At 62.5% G+C, this 12,975-nt stretch carries 12 protein-coding genes; 1 reads left to right on the top strand and 11 read right to left on the bottom strand.

The genetic code is table 11. The features are described 5' to 3' along the window. Positions 1-22 precede the first annotated feature (22 nt). The 9 genes from folC to asd all read right to left on the bottom strand — a co-directional run bounded on the left by folC (position 23) and on the right by asd (position 10,698). Entirely contained in the window at positions 23-1,333 is a 1,311-nt protein-coding gene (folC, locus tag PQQ51_RS06930) for a bifunctional tetrahydrofolate synthase/dihydrofolate synthase (RefSeq protein WP_408495934.1), read from the bottom strand. A gap of 179 nt (positions 1,334-1,512) precedes the next feature. Then, positions 1,513-2,385, bottom strand: a complete 873-nt coding sequence (gene accD / locus PQQ51_RS06925) for an acetyl-CoA carboxylase, carboxyltransferase subunit beta (protein WP_035561032.1) — start codon at positions 2,383-2,385, stop codon at positions 1,513-1,515. A gap of 81 nt (positions 2,386-2,466) precedes the next feature. Further along, positions 2,467-3,279 carry a tryptophan synthase subunit alpha gene (gene trpA, locus PQQ51_RS06920; protein WP_408495931.1) on the bottom strand — a complete coding sequence of 271 codons (813 nt, stop codon included), beginning with the start codon at positions 3,277-3,279 and terminating at the stop codon, positions 2,467-2,469. Between the two features lie 30 nt (positions 3,280-3,309). Further along, entirely contained in the window at positions 3,310-4,209 is a 900-nt protein-coding gene (locus tag PQQ51_RS06915) for a DNA-methyltransferase (RefSeq protein WP_408495929.1), read from the bottom strand. Positions 4,210-4,220: 11 nt separating this feature from the next. Beyond that, entirely contained in the window at positions 4,221-5,414 is a 1,194-nt protein-coding gene (trpB, locus tag PQQ51_RS06910) for a tryptophan synthase subunit beta (RefSeq protein WP_408495927.1), read from the bottom strand. A 59-nt stretch (positions 5,415-5,473) separates the two neighbouring features. Then, positions 5,474-6,187: a phosphoribosylanthranilate isomerase gene (locus PQQ51_RS06905; RefSeq protein WP_408495925.1), complete on the bottom strand. Its 714-nt coding sequence runs from the start codon at positions 6,185-6,187 to the stop codon at positions 5,474-5,476. Then, positions 6,184-6,996 (bottom strand): tRNA pseudouridine(38-40) synthase TruA, encoded by an 813-nt coding sequence (gene truA / locus PQQ51_RS06900; protein WP_408495923.1) that lies wholly within the window; start codon positions 6,994-6,996, stop codon positions 6,184-6,186. Before truA ends, PQQ51_RS06905 begins: the two co-directional genes overlap by 4 nt. Next, positions 6,993-9,437 (bottom strand): motility hub landmark protein FimV, encoded by a 2,445-nt coding sequence (locus PQQ51_RS06895; RefSeq protein WP_408495922.1) that lies wholly within the window; start codon positions 9,435-9,437, stop codon positions 6,993-6,995. Before PQQ51_RS06895 ends, truA begins: the two co-directional genes overlap by 4 nt. A gap of 139 nt (positions 9,438-9,576) precedes the next feature. Beyond that, the gene (gene asd, locus PQQ51_RS06890) at positions 9,577-10,698 is read right to left on the bottom strand and encodes an aspartate-semialdehyde dehydrogenase (protein WP_408495921.1); all 1,122 of its coding nucleotides are present in this window, start codon (positions 10,696-10,698) and stop codon (positions 9,577-9,579) included. Positions 10,699-10,715: 17 nt separating this feature from the next. Between asd and PQQ51_RS06885 the strand changes: the two genes are divergently transcribed. Beyond that, a complete protein-coding gene (locus PQQ51_RS06885) occupies positions 10,716-11,024 on the top strand; it encodes a hypothetical protein (RefSeq protein ID WP_408495919.1) in 309 nt (102 codons plus the stop codon). A gap of 42 nt (positions 11,025-11,066) precedes the next feature. Here PQQ51_RS06885 and leuB read toward each other — a convergent pair whose 3' ends face one another. Further along, the gene (gene leuB, locus PQQ51_RS06880) at positions 11,067-12,134 is read right to left on the bottom strand and encodes a 3-isopropylmalate dehydrogenase (RefSeq protein WP_408495917.1); all 1,068 of its coding nucleotides are present in this window, start codon (positions 12,132-12,134) and stop codon (positions 11,067-11,069) included. A 72-nt stretch (positions 12,135-12,206) separates the two neighbouring features. After that, the gene (gene leuD / locus PQQ51_RS06875; RefSeq protein WP_408495915.1) at positions 12,207-12,860 is read right to left on the bottom strand and encodes a 3-isopropylmalate dehydratase small subunit; all 654 of its coding nucleotides are present in this window, start codon (positions 12,858-12,860) and stop codon (positions 12,207-12,209) included. Positions 12,861-12,975: the final 115 nt, after the last annotated feature.

Genomic DNA, 12,975 nt, shown 5'->3' with positions numbered 1-12,975 from the left:
TTGGTTCGAGCCTGGCGCCCGTTCAGTGTTGCTGCGATTTACGGTAGGCCATTACGCCAGCTACCGTATAGAAACTGCCGAAAACCACAATTCTATCATTCTCTGACGCTCGTTTTAGCGCGTCTTGGAATGCCTCTGCCGGTGTTGCGTAGCGCGTCACGCTGCTGTCGTTGCCCTCGGTGACACCCTGCTCGCGCAAAACCGCTTCGAGTTCTTGCGCCGATGCCGCACGTGCGATCGGCAGATCGGTCACGCACCAGTGATCGATTTCGCCTTTCAGATGCGCGATAACGCCCGCAATGTCCTTGTCGCGCATCGCGCCGAACACTGCGTACGTGTACGGGAAAAAGCCCATATTGCCGAGATTTTGCGTCAGCACCGCCGCGGCGTGCGGATTGTGGCCGACGTCGAGCACGACCGACGGCTTGCCGGGCAGCACCTGGAAACGCCCTGCCAGTTCGACATTGGCGAGACCGAGGCGAATATCCTGCGCAGACACCGGCAGACGGTCGCGCAATGCTTCGAGCCCGGCCAGCGCAGCCGACGTATTGATCAGCTGATTCGCGCCGCGCAGCGCCGGATAGGCGAGCGCCGAACGGCGCATTGTCGGGCCGATGTAGTTCCACTGCTGACGTTCACTGCCCGCCTGACCTTCATAGCGGAAGTCACGGCCGAACAGCCACAATTCGGCACCGATCTTTTCCGCGTGATCGATCAGGCTTTGTGGCGGCACCGGGTCGGCGCAGATCGCCGGCTTTCCAGCACGGAAAATACCGGCCTTTTCGAAGCCGATTTTCTCGCGCGTGTCGCCGAGATATTCGGTGTGGTCGATATCGATGCTGGTGATGATCGCGCAGTCGGTATCGACAATATTGATCGCGTCCAGCCGGCCGCCCAGGCCGACTTCCAGAATCACCGCATCCAGACCACGCGACGCGAACAGGCTCATGATCGCCAGCGTCGTGAATTCGAAATAGGTCAGCGAGATCGGTTCGGGGAGACTCAGGCGCGCCGCTTCGACAGCCTTGAAGTGCGGCAACAGATCGGCGTCGCTCGCCACTTCGCCGTTGACCCGCGCGCGTTCATTGAACGTCAGCAGGTGCGGCGACGTATGACAGCCGACCGTATACCCCGCGCGCAACAGGATCGACTCGAGGATCGCGCAGGTCGAGCCTTTGCCGTTCGTGCCGCCCACGGTAATCACCGGGCAGGCGAACGACAACTGCATTGCGTCACGTACCTTGGAGATGCGCTCCAAACCCATGTCGATGCCAACAGGATGCGCGGATTCGAGATGCGTAAGCCACGCATCGAGGGTCGGGAATGTGGTCATCGAGAGAATGGGGCTGCGTTGCGAGACCGAGATTATCCCGGAAATGACAGCGCGCCGCTTGATCACTCTCGCGGCGCGCTGCTTTTATTTGATGATGACCGCCGCGCTGATTGCATATGGCCGGCGGCGCCCGGCCGCGCGAATCAGATGAATAAGCGCGGCGCGGATTGATAGCGGTTTCAGGCGACGGCGTCCGCCGGTTGATGGCTCAACAGCGCCATCAGTTGCGCGATTTCCTCACGCAGCTTGCGACGGTCGACGATCATGTCGACCGCGCCCTTCGTCAACAGGAACTCCGCGCGCTGGAAGCCTTCCGGCAGCTTCTCACGCACGGTTTGTTCGATCACGCGCGGGCCGGCAAAGCCTATCAGCGCCTTCGGTTCCGCGATCACCACGTCGCCGAGGAAGGCAAAACTGGCCGACACGCCGCCCATGGTCGGATCGGTCAGCACGGAGATGAACGGCAGTTTGGCCTCGGCGAGCCTGGTCAGCATCGCCGTGGTCTTCGCCATCTGCATCAGCGACAACAGGCTTTCCTGCATCCGCGCGCCGCCCGAAGCGGTGAAGCAGATGAACGGCACTTTCTGTTCGAGCGCGTTCTGCGCACCGCGAGCAAAACGTTCGCCGACCACCGAGCCCATCGAGCCGCCCATGAACGAGAACTCGAAGCACGCCACCACCACCGGCAGCGTGTGGATCGCACCGCCCATCACGACCATTGCGTCGGTCTCGTCGGTGTCGTCCATGGCCTCTTTCAGGCGGTCCGGATACTTGCGGCTGTCCTTGAATTTGAGCGCGTCGACCGGGACGATTTCCTGGCCGATTTCGTAGCGGCCTTCCGGATCGAGCAGGCCGTCGAGCCGCTCACGTGCGCCGATGCGCATGTGATGGTCGCACTTCGGGCAAACATGCAGATTGGCCTCGACGTCGTTGCGGTACAGCACCGCTTCGCAAGACGGGCACTTGATCCACAGGCCTTCCGGAATCCCCTTGCGGTTCTTCGGGTCGGTTTGTTTGATTTTCGGCGGCAGCAGCTTATCGAGCCAGCTCATATTGAATCCTTCTGGGTCAACCGGTTACGCAAACGGCGGGACGAACCCGCCGCTCACACTACAGGAGACAAAAAATTACTGTTATCGGGCAGTCGCGACGCTATCGAGCGCTTCGCGGACTTCGGCGATGAAGCGCGTGAGCGTCTCGGCGGCGGTTTCGGGGGCCGCCTGTTCGAGCAATTGCACGATACGGCTACCGATCACGACGGCATCTGAAATCTCGGCGACTGCACGCGCCGTTTGCGCGTCACGGATGCCGAAACCGACGCCCACCGGCAGGGGTACGCGCGACTTGATGGCCGGGATTTTACTCGCGATGCTGGAAACGTCCAGATTTGCCGCTCCGGTCACCCCTTTCAGCGACACATAGTAGACGTAACCGCTGGCGATTTTGCCGACTTCCGCGATACGCTCGTCGGTCGACGTGGGCGCGAGCAGGAAAATCGGATCGATGCCGGAAGATCGCATCTGTTGAGCGAAATTAACACACTCTTCCGGCGGGTAATCGACAACCAGCACACCGTCCACGCCGGCCTCATTCGCCGCCTTGGCAAACGCCTCAGTGCCCATGCGCTCGATCGGATTGGCGTAGCCCATCAGCACGACGGGCGTCTTGTCGTCGGTTTCGCGAAAGCGCTTCACATCCGCGAGCACGTGACGCAGCGACACGCCGTGCGCCAACGCCCGCTCGGACGACTGCTGGATCACCGGGCCGTCGGCCATCGGATCGGAAAACGGCACGCCGAGTTCGATGACATCCGCGCCGCCGGCGGCGAGCGCATGCATGAATTCGACGGTGCGCGCCGGATCGGGATCACCGGCCGTCATGAACGGAATCAGGCCTTTTCTGCCTTGGGCGGACAGCGCGTCGAACGTGTTCTTGATACGTGACATGGATATTCTCGATTTTTAGCTACAGCGCGCTTATTGCGGCTCGGTTTGCGGCTCGGCTTTGACGGCACGCTTGCGAGTTTTACGAACGACAGCGGGCGCGGTGGCAGCCGCGCTGACGCGTTCGCGCGCTATCGCGCAGTAACTTTCATTGATTTCATAGCCGACGAATTCGCGCTGCTGACGCGCGCAAGCGACTGCGGTCGTGCCGCTGCCCATGAACGGGTCGAGCACGCGCCCGCCCTTGGGACAACTTGCCAGCACCATCCGCTCGACGATCTCCAGAGGCTTCTGTGTAGGATGCGCGACGCGTTCGGCGTGTTGCCGATGCAGCCGCGAAACCGACCAGACGTCTTTCGGGTTATAGCCGATTTCCAGCCACTTACTGCCTTCGAACAATTTACGCGAACGCGCCTTCTTCGTGGCGGCATCGTACGGGATGCGGACGGGATCGAGATCGAAAAAATAATCTTTCGACACCGCGAAAAAACCGATGTTGTCGTGCACCGACGTAAATCGGCGCACCGTTCCGCCCATGCTCGGCACCCGCCGGTCCCAGATGATTTCGTTGATCATCGTGAGTTTTGTCTTCAGGAAGCTGAAGATTTCCGGTGCGTACTGCCAGGTGCAGAAAATGTAGAGCGAACCCGACGGCTTGAGCTTCGGAATAGCCAGCTCGAGCCAGCCACGCGTCCAGGCGAGAAAATCGTCGCCGGTACGCATGTCGGAGTCGTTGCCATAATCCTTGCCGAGCCCATACGGCGGATCGCATAGGATCAGGTCGATCGACCCGTCGGGAATATTCGACACATCGGTCAGAAAATCGCGGTTCAACAGCTGGATACCGGCCGGCACCTGCGGTAACAACGATGCAGGTACCGCGGCCGGATTGGCTTCAGTTGCCGGTTGCAGCTCGTCGAACTCGTCGCGCATCGTCGCGGCGCTCAGAACTGAATGCCCGATCGCTCGGCGACCGTGTGCATGTCCTTGTCGCCGCGCCCCGACAGGTTGACCAGAAGGACTTTGTCCTTCGGCAACGTCTGCGCGAGCTTGGCGCCGTAGGCCAGCGCGTGGCTGGATTCCAGAGCCGGAATGATGCCTTCGATGCGACAGCAGTCGTGGAACGCTTTCAGTGCTTCTTCGTCGGTGATGCCGACGTATTGCGCGCGGTTGCTGTCTTTTAACCATGCATGCTCAGGGCCGACACCCGGATAATCCAGGCCGGCCGACACCGAATGCGTCTCGATGATCTGGCCGTTTTCGTCCTGCAGCAGGTACGTGCGGTTGCCGTGCAGCACGCCGGGGCTTCCACCGATCAGCGAAGCTGCATGACGGCCCGAGTCGAGGCCGTCGCCAGCGGCTTCCACGCCGATCAACTGCACCGATTTGTCGTCGATATACGGGTAAAAAATGCCCATCGCATTCGAACCGCCGCCAACGCACGCAATCACCGCATCCGGCTGACGACCCACCAGTTCGGGCATCTGCACCTTGCACTCATCGCCGATCACCCGCTGGAAATCGCGGACCATCATCGGATACGGATGCGGACCGGCCACCGTCCCAATGATGTAGAACGTGTTCTCGACGTTCGTCACCCAATCGCGCATGGCTTCGTTGAGCGCGTCCTTCAGCGTGCGCGAGCCAGACTCGACCGGTACGACCGTCGCGCCGAGCAGCTTCATCCGGTAGACGTTGGCGGCCTGGCGGCGCACGTCTTCGGAACCCATGTAGACCACGCATTCCATGCCGAAACGCGCGGCAATGGTCGCAGTAGCAACACCGTGCTGGCCCGCGCCGGTTTCCGCGATCACACGCGGCTTACCCATGCGCTTCGCGAGCAACGCCTGCCCGATCACGTTGTTGATCTTGTGCGCGCCGGTGTGATTCAGATCTTCGCGCTTGAGGAAGATCTGCGCGCCGCCGAGCATTTCGCTCCAGCGTTGCGCGTGATAAATAGGCGACGGACGACCCACGAAGTACTTCAATTCGCGCTCATATTCGGCGACGAATTCCGGGTCTTTTTGAAATTTCTCGTACGCGGCACGCAGCTCGTCGAGTGCATGAACCAGCGTTTCAGCGACGAACACACCGCCAAATTGGCCGAAATGGCCCCTTTCGTCAGGCAAGTTATACATGATGACCACTCTTCTCAGTATGGGGCCCGGCTCTCATTTGAAGAACCGCGCCACCAGAATCATTCGGCGTCCGCTGCGCGCACTGCGCGTACGAACGCCGCCATCCGGGCGTGATCTTTCACGCCCTTGGCACCCGGCACTTCGATGCCGCTCGAGACATCGACCGCGTACGGGTGCACGCGACGGATCGCATCATTGACGTTTTGCGCGTTCAACCCACCACTCAAAACGGCCCGATGCGCGAGCTCTGCTGGAATAAGTGACCAATCGAAAACCTTCCCGCCGCCGCCGTAGCCTTCGACATGGGTGTCGAACAGGAGGCCGCTGGCTGCTGAATAGTTAAGAGCCGATTTTACCAAATCGGCCGGTTGAGTATCCGCTGCGATGCGCAGCGCGCGCAACCAAGGCAAACCCGCAAAGCTCGCGAGCGATTCGCATTGCGCCGGCGTCTCGTCGCCGTGGAATTGCAGCAGCGTGAGCCCGACATTGCTGGCGACTTCGCGAATCCAGTCGGGTGTGGCATTGACGAACAGCCCGACCACCGACACGAACGGCGGCACGTCGTGCACCAGTTCGACAGCCTGCGCGACGCTCACCGAGCGCGGGCTCGGCGGATAGAACACGAGGCCGATCGCGTCGGCGCCGAGATCGATCGCGTGGGCGACGTCTTCGGGTTTCGACAAGCCGCACAACTTGATGCGCGTGCGGTGCGGCACGACTTGGGAAGGCGCGCCGGCAACGGTGTCGTTCGCGGGGTTTTCTGTCGATTTCATGTTTGTGCCTGCTCGGTCCATACGGTGCTCCACGGCACGCTGCCAATTTGCGGCGTGGGCACGGCGAAGTGCTCAGGATAGCCCACCTGCGCGAGATACAACCCGTCCGGCATGAACGTCGGCGCGGCGCGTTCGCGGCTGCCGCTGGCGAGAACCTCGGCCATCCACTCGACCGGGTGCCGTCCGCGGCCGATGTCGACCAGACAGCCCATCAGGTTGCGCACCATGTGATGCAAAAACGCGTTGGCCCGAAAACGGAAGTGGATGAAGTCGCCCTGCTGCCGTATATCGATCTGGTACAGATGTTTGACCGGCGTCTTCGCCTGACATTGCGACGAACGAAACGCCGAAAAGTCGTGCTCGCCGAGCAGACAGGGCACTGCGGCGCGCATTGCGTCGACATCGAGCCGCGTGTGAACCCAGCCGGCGCGCGTCGCCAGCATCGGTGAGCGTGTCGGATTGACGTACAGCACATAGTAATAAGTACGCTCGAACGCCGCGAAGCGCGCGTGGAATTCGTCGGGCATCGGCTTGGCCCACTGCACGGCGACCGTCTTCGGCAAAAACGCATTGGTGCCGCGAACCCATGAACTATCCGCGCGATCGAGTTCGGTGTCGAAATGCACCACCTGGCCCAGGCCGTGCACGCCCGTATCCGTGCGACCGGCAACCACGGTCTGCACCGGCGTTTGCGCGAATTCGCGCAACGCCCGTTCGAGTTCGTCCTGCACGGTGTTGCCGTGCGGCTGCGACTGCCAGCCGCAGAATGCCGAACCGTCGTACTGAATCCCTAACGCAATGCGCTTCACGACAAAGGCGCTAGCGTCGACAGCAACGCGCGGGCTTCGGTGCGCGTGGCGGGATCGTTCGCCTCGATCACTTCGTTGATGAGCGTGCGCGCGCCGGCCAGATCGCCGAGATCGATGTATTCGGCGGCCAGATCCAGCTTGTTGCGCGCGATGCGTCCGAGATCGGCTTGCGTGAAGGCCGGTAACGGCTGCGCTGGGCTCGGCGGCAACTCGAGGTCGAAATCGAGCTTCAGTGCGCCGAAGCCGGCCGCGCCGAGGCCCGCGACAGCGGCGGCGCCAGCGGTTCCGGCAGCGATTTCATCGGCGATGTGCGGGGCGTCTTGCGGATCGTGCGGTGCGACGGCTTGTCGTGCGGTGTTTTCCGGCGACGCAACGGGATGCGTGGTCAAAGGCGGCAAGCCGATCAGGTCGTCATCCGATTCGATTCGCGGCGGCAGCGGCATATCGAGGCTGTTGAACGCGTCGAGGGCATCGCGCGGGAATTCAGTGGGCGCTTTCGGGGCATGCTGCGTTTGCTCGACCGGGATCGGCGGCGGTGCGTATTCATGGTGAGGCTCGGCCGGTTCCGCAGACGGTGCCGGCTCGTCGTCCCATTGGAGGTGCTGCGGCTCTTCGTGCTCGAACGTTTCTTCGACCGGTTCGAGGGACGTCAGCGGCAACGCGTCGGCACCGAGTTCGGCGGCGGCTGCGAGGCTCGCGGCCGTCGTGGCGACTTCGAGGTTTTCGTGATGCTCCGCGGGAAGCGGTTCGGCTTCGGCAGCGGTGTGGGGGGGCTCGGTGGTGTCCGGGTTTGAATGCGGCGCGTCGTCGTGGGCGCTTGCGGCGGCGTGATCCTGCGATGCTTGCTGATCAGGTGCGGGGAAAGCCGACTGTTCGGATGGGTGATCGACCGCCTCGGCTGTGGTGGTGTCATGTGCGGATGTGCTGCCTGCTAGCGATTGGTCTGGCGCTGCGCGCTCTGCGTGTTCGGCCGCTGCCCGTTCGGCTGCTGCGCGCTCTGCCTCTGTGTGCTCCGCCGCCGCACGTTCCGCCGCGACGCGAAGCTCCGCTTGGCGTTCCGCCGTTTCACGCGTCGCTGCGTCGCTATACGTCGCGTCATGCTCAGTGGCCGCATGCCGCACGCTCGCCTCATCGGTCACGCGCGCTGCATCGTTTTCCGCCGCCTCGCGCTCAGTTGCCGCATGCCGCACGGCCACCTCATCGCTTACGTCGGTCACGCCGTCAACAGGAGACGCCTCACGCGTCGTCATGACGTCCTGCGCGGCAGACGCGTTGGCTGCGGCAAGCGCCGCATCGCGAGCCAGACTCCCCTCGGCTGCCGCAGCGGCAGCCGCCGCCGCACGCTTGCGACGCCCCATCCGCAGCGCCGCCAGCAGCACAACCAGCGCCGCACCGATCGCCGCCGCCACACTGAGGCTAGTCTCCGACATCCCAGTTGCGTTCGCCGTGGATGTCGCCGCGCCCGGCTGGCCCGACACAGCCGCCGCAGACGAAGCGCCCACCGCGGCCTGAGCACCGCTGGTCGCAACTGCCGCAGCGGAAACAGGAGCCGATCCGCCGATGCCGTGCTTCTGCAATTCCATCAACACGCGATTTTTCAGCGCGAGCAACTGCTGGAGGCTGGACACCTGCACACGTGCTTGCGATGCCGTCGCCGCGGCGGTTCCAGCAGACGCCGACGCGCCTTGCCCGGCCTCACTGGCGGACGATTGAATCGACCCTGACCATTCATGCGTGCCGCTGGCAGGCGCCGCTGCCTGCGAACCCGCCACGGGCGCCGATGCCGACGAAACCGCGCTGCCCGGCACCACCGGTGCGGCCTCGGCCGCCGCGCTGGCCGTTCCGGCCACAGCAGGCGTCGCCGACGCTGCGGCCGCTGCACTTGCTGCACTTGCTGCACTCGCTGCACTAGCCGCAGCCGCATTGACCTGCGCCACACTGCTCGCCACGCCGCCCGCCACCGCCGCATTCGGCGTGGACACCGGCACAGCCGCCGCGACAACAGGCGCCGAACCGGCCACCGCGGACGACGTCGCAACAACTGGCGTCGAACCAGCACTCGCCGCCGCACCGGTTGCATCCAGCGCCGGCACCGTCAACGCTGCGCCCATGCGCAACCGGCTCGGATCGTGATTCATGAAGGCATTCGGGTTCGCGTCGAACATCGCGCGCGAAGCGCGTGCGAGCGTCGCCCGGTCGTGCGATTGCGTCACCGCGATCGCGATGTCGTTCAACGATTGCCCTGGCTTCACCGTGATCTGACTGCCGGCGGCATAGGAAACGGCGGCGCCATCCGGGGCGCTCGCGGCATCGCCCGGCGCGGCAATCGCATTGCCGGCGCTCACAGCGGCCAGCGCGAAAGCCAGCGCCGCCGCGGCCGTCAGGCGGCCGGTGGCTCGATGCATGAACGTAGCCCGAAGGGACGAGAGTCGAAGGTTCATCGGGACTCCTGGCGCGTCAGCGCGCAGCCCTTGTTTGCGGTTGGAAAAAGACAAGATATTCGGGGCACACAATGAAAAAAGCGTCGCGAGACTCGCGACGCTTTTGAGTTTTCTACGCGTCGTAATCGCGTAGTTTACTTTACTTGTCGAGCAGAATGCGCAGCATGCGACGCAACGGTTCGGCCGCACCCCACAACAGCTGATCGCCGACCGTGAAGGCCGACAGATATTCGCCGCCCATCGCCAGCTTGCGCACCCGGCCGACCGGCACAGTCAGCGTGCCCGTGACCACCGCCGGGGACAAATCGCGCATCGACGCTTCGCGCTCGTTCGGCACGACCTTGACCCAGTCGTTGCCCGACGCGAGGATGCTGTTCACTTCGTCCAGCGGCACGTCTTTTTTCAGCTTGATCGTCAACGCCTGCGAGTGGCAGCGCATTGCGCCGATCCGCACGCAGAGGCCGTCGACCGGAATCGAACCCGGCGCGCCCATAGCCGGCTTGCCGAGAATCTTGTTGGTTTCCGCGCCGCCCTTCCACTCTTCCTTCGACACGCCATTGCCGAGATCCTTGTCGATCCACGGAATCAGCGAGCCGGCGAGCGGCACGCCGAAATTGTCGGTCGGCATGCGGTCGCTGTTCATTGCGGCCAGCACGCGACGGTCGATATCGAGAATCGCCGACGACGGATCAGCCAGGTCTTCCTTCGCCGCGCCGTACAGCGTGCCCATTTGTTGCAGCAGCTCACGCATGTTCTGCGCGCCCGCGCCCGAAGCGGCCTGATACGTCATGGCCGTCATCCAGTCGATGAGGTTTTCGCGGAACAGGCCGCCGAGCGCCATCAGCATCAGGCTGACCGTGCAATTGCCGCCGATGAAGTTCTTCTGGCCTTTGACCAGCGCGTTCTTGATCACGTCGAGGTTGACCGGATCGAGGATGATGACCGCGTCGTCCTTCATACGCAGCGACGAAGCCGCGTCGATCCAGTAGCCGTTCCAGCCGGCCGCGCGCAGCTTCGGGAACACGTCGTTCGTGTAATCGCCGCCCTGGCACGAGATGATCGCGTCGCACTTCTTCAGGTCTTCGATGCTTGTCGCATCTTTGAGCTTGGTCTCGTTTTTGGCGAACGACGGCGCGTTGCCGCCCGCATTGCTGGTGCTGAAAAACACCGGTTCGATAAGATCGAAATCGCCTTCCTGCTGCATACGTTGCATCAGGACGCTGCCGACCATGCCGCGCCAACCTACGAGACCTACGTTCATGACTTCATACCCTTCGAATGGAAACTTCCCCGCACTTTGCCCGCAGTGACCGCGCGGGGAAGATAAGCGGGCACGACGGACGATCAGCGTTTCGTGATCGTTTTCGGGGTAATCGTTTTGGTGGTAATGGCGAGCGCAACCACACGGGCCGTTTTGCCGAGCAGTTTCGAAATCGTGGAGATTTGAGCTGTGTGCGCCATCGCGACAATATACACGAAAACCGGAATCCGGCGACGTCAACGCGCGCCGCGATCGTCCATATTACGCGCGAATCGGCCTGTTTGAAGGCCAATTCGCGTTTTAAAGGCAGCTTTCAGGCGGTTTGACACCCGAATGCTCAACCGATCCTACCTGTCAGTCAAAGCGCCTTAAAGCGCCGCGACGACGGCATCGCCCATCGCCACCGTGCCGACCAGCTTGCAACCCGGCGTGAGGATGTCGCCCGTGCGGAAACCCTGTTCCAGCACCTTTTTCACCGCGTTTTCGATCCGATCGGCCTGTTCCGCCCTGTTCAGCGAGTAACGCAGCATCATCGCGGCCGACAGGATCGTGGCCAGCGGATTGGCGACGCCCTTGCCGGCGATATCCGGCGCGGAACCGTGCGACGGCTCGTACAAACCCTTGTTGTTCTTGTCGAGCGAAGCAGAGGGCAGCATGCCGATCGAGCCGGTGAGCATCGCGGCTTCGTCGGACAGAATGTCGCCGAACATGTTGCCGGTGACGACCACGTCGAACGCCTTGGGCGCCTTCACCAATTGCATCGCGGCATTGTCGACGTACATGTGCGACAGCTCGACGTCCGCGTATTCCTTCGACACGTCGATCATCACGTCACGCCAGAATTGCGACGTTTCGAGCACGTTGGCTTTGTCCACGCTCGTCAGCTTCTTCTGGCGCTTTTGCGCGGCCTGAAACGCGACGTGCGCGATGCGCCGCACTTCCGGTTCCGAATAACGCATCGTGTCGAAGCCTTCCTTCGCGCCTTCGAACAGACCGTCAGGCGACGAACGCACGCCGCGCGGCGCGCCGAAGTAGATGTCGCCGTTCAGTTCGCGCACGATCAGGATGTCGAGACCCGAAACGATTTCTTCTTTCAGCGACGAAGCGCCCGTCAGTTGCGGATAGCAGATCGCCGGACGGAAATTCGCGAACAGTTGCAGGTGCTTGCGCAGACCGAGAATCGCCTGCTCCGGACGCAGCGCGCGTTCGAGGCTGTCGTATTTCCAGTCGCCAACGGCGCCGAACAGAATCGCGTCGGCTTCCTTCGCCAGCGCCAGCGTCGAATCGGGCAGCGGATGGCCTTTCGCTTCGTAGCCCGCGCCGCCGACCGGCGCTTCTTCGAGTTCGAACTTTTCGCCCAGCACGTTCAGGACCTTGACGGCCTCTTTAACGATTTCGGGACCGATGCCGTCGCCCGGCAAGACTGCGATCTTCATGCGAATTCCTTGATGGTTTCTTTCTTCGAGACGTTTGAGCTTTGAACCAGCAGCGGTATCAGCCGCCAGCGCTTAACCGACGATGCGGTGCGCGAGCCACGGCTGCTTCGTGATCCGCTCGGCTTCGAACTGGCGAATCTTGTCAGCGTGACGCAGCGTGAGGCCGATATCGTCGAAACCGTTCAGCAGGCAGTACTTGCGGAAACCTGCGACTTCGAACGGATACTCGGTGCCGCCGTCCGACGTGCGCACGACTTGCGCTTCCAGATCGATCGTCAGTTTGAAGCCGTTGAACGCGTACGTTTCGTTGAACAGGTGATCGACTTGCTGCTCGGTCAGAACGATTGGCAACAGCCCGTTCTTGAAGCAGTTGTTGTAGAAAATGTCGGCGAAGCTCGACGCGATGATCGCGCGGAAGCCGTATTGCTGCAACGCCCAGGGTGCGTGCTCGCGCGAGCTGCCGCAACCGAAGTTCTTGCGCGCCAGCAGCACCGAGGCGCCCTGATAACGCGGCTGATTCAACACGAAGTCCGGATTCAGCGGACGCTTCGAGTTGTCCTGACCCGGCTCGCCGTGGTCGAGGTAACGCCATTCGTCGAACGCGTTCGGACCGAAACCCGTGCGTTTGATCGACTTCAGGAACTGCTTCGGAATGATCGCGTCCGTGTCGACGTTCTCGCGATCGAGCGGCGCCACGACGCCGGTGTGTACGATGAATTTATCCATGACGCTTGCGCCTGTCTCAAGACCGGGCGATGCGCGTGACAGCGTGAAAGCCGCGCCGCGCACTGCCGGCAAAAATCAAAAACCGCCTATTGACCGAATGTGACCGAATGACCGA

It is taken from the genome of Paraburkholderia xenovorans, from assembly GCF_046030735.1.
Classification (GTDB): domain Bacteria; phylum Pseudomonadota; class Gammaproteobacteria; order Burkholderiales; family Burkholderiaceae; genus Paraburkholderia; species Paraburkholderia xenovorans_A.
The sequence above is the reverse complement of the archived record's forward strand: the minus strand, read 5'-3'. Positions and strand labels throughout refer to the sequence as shown.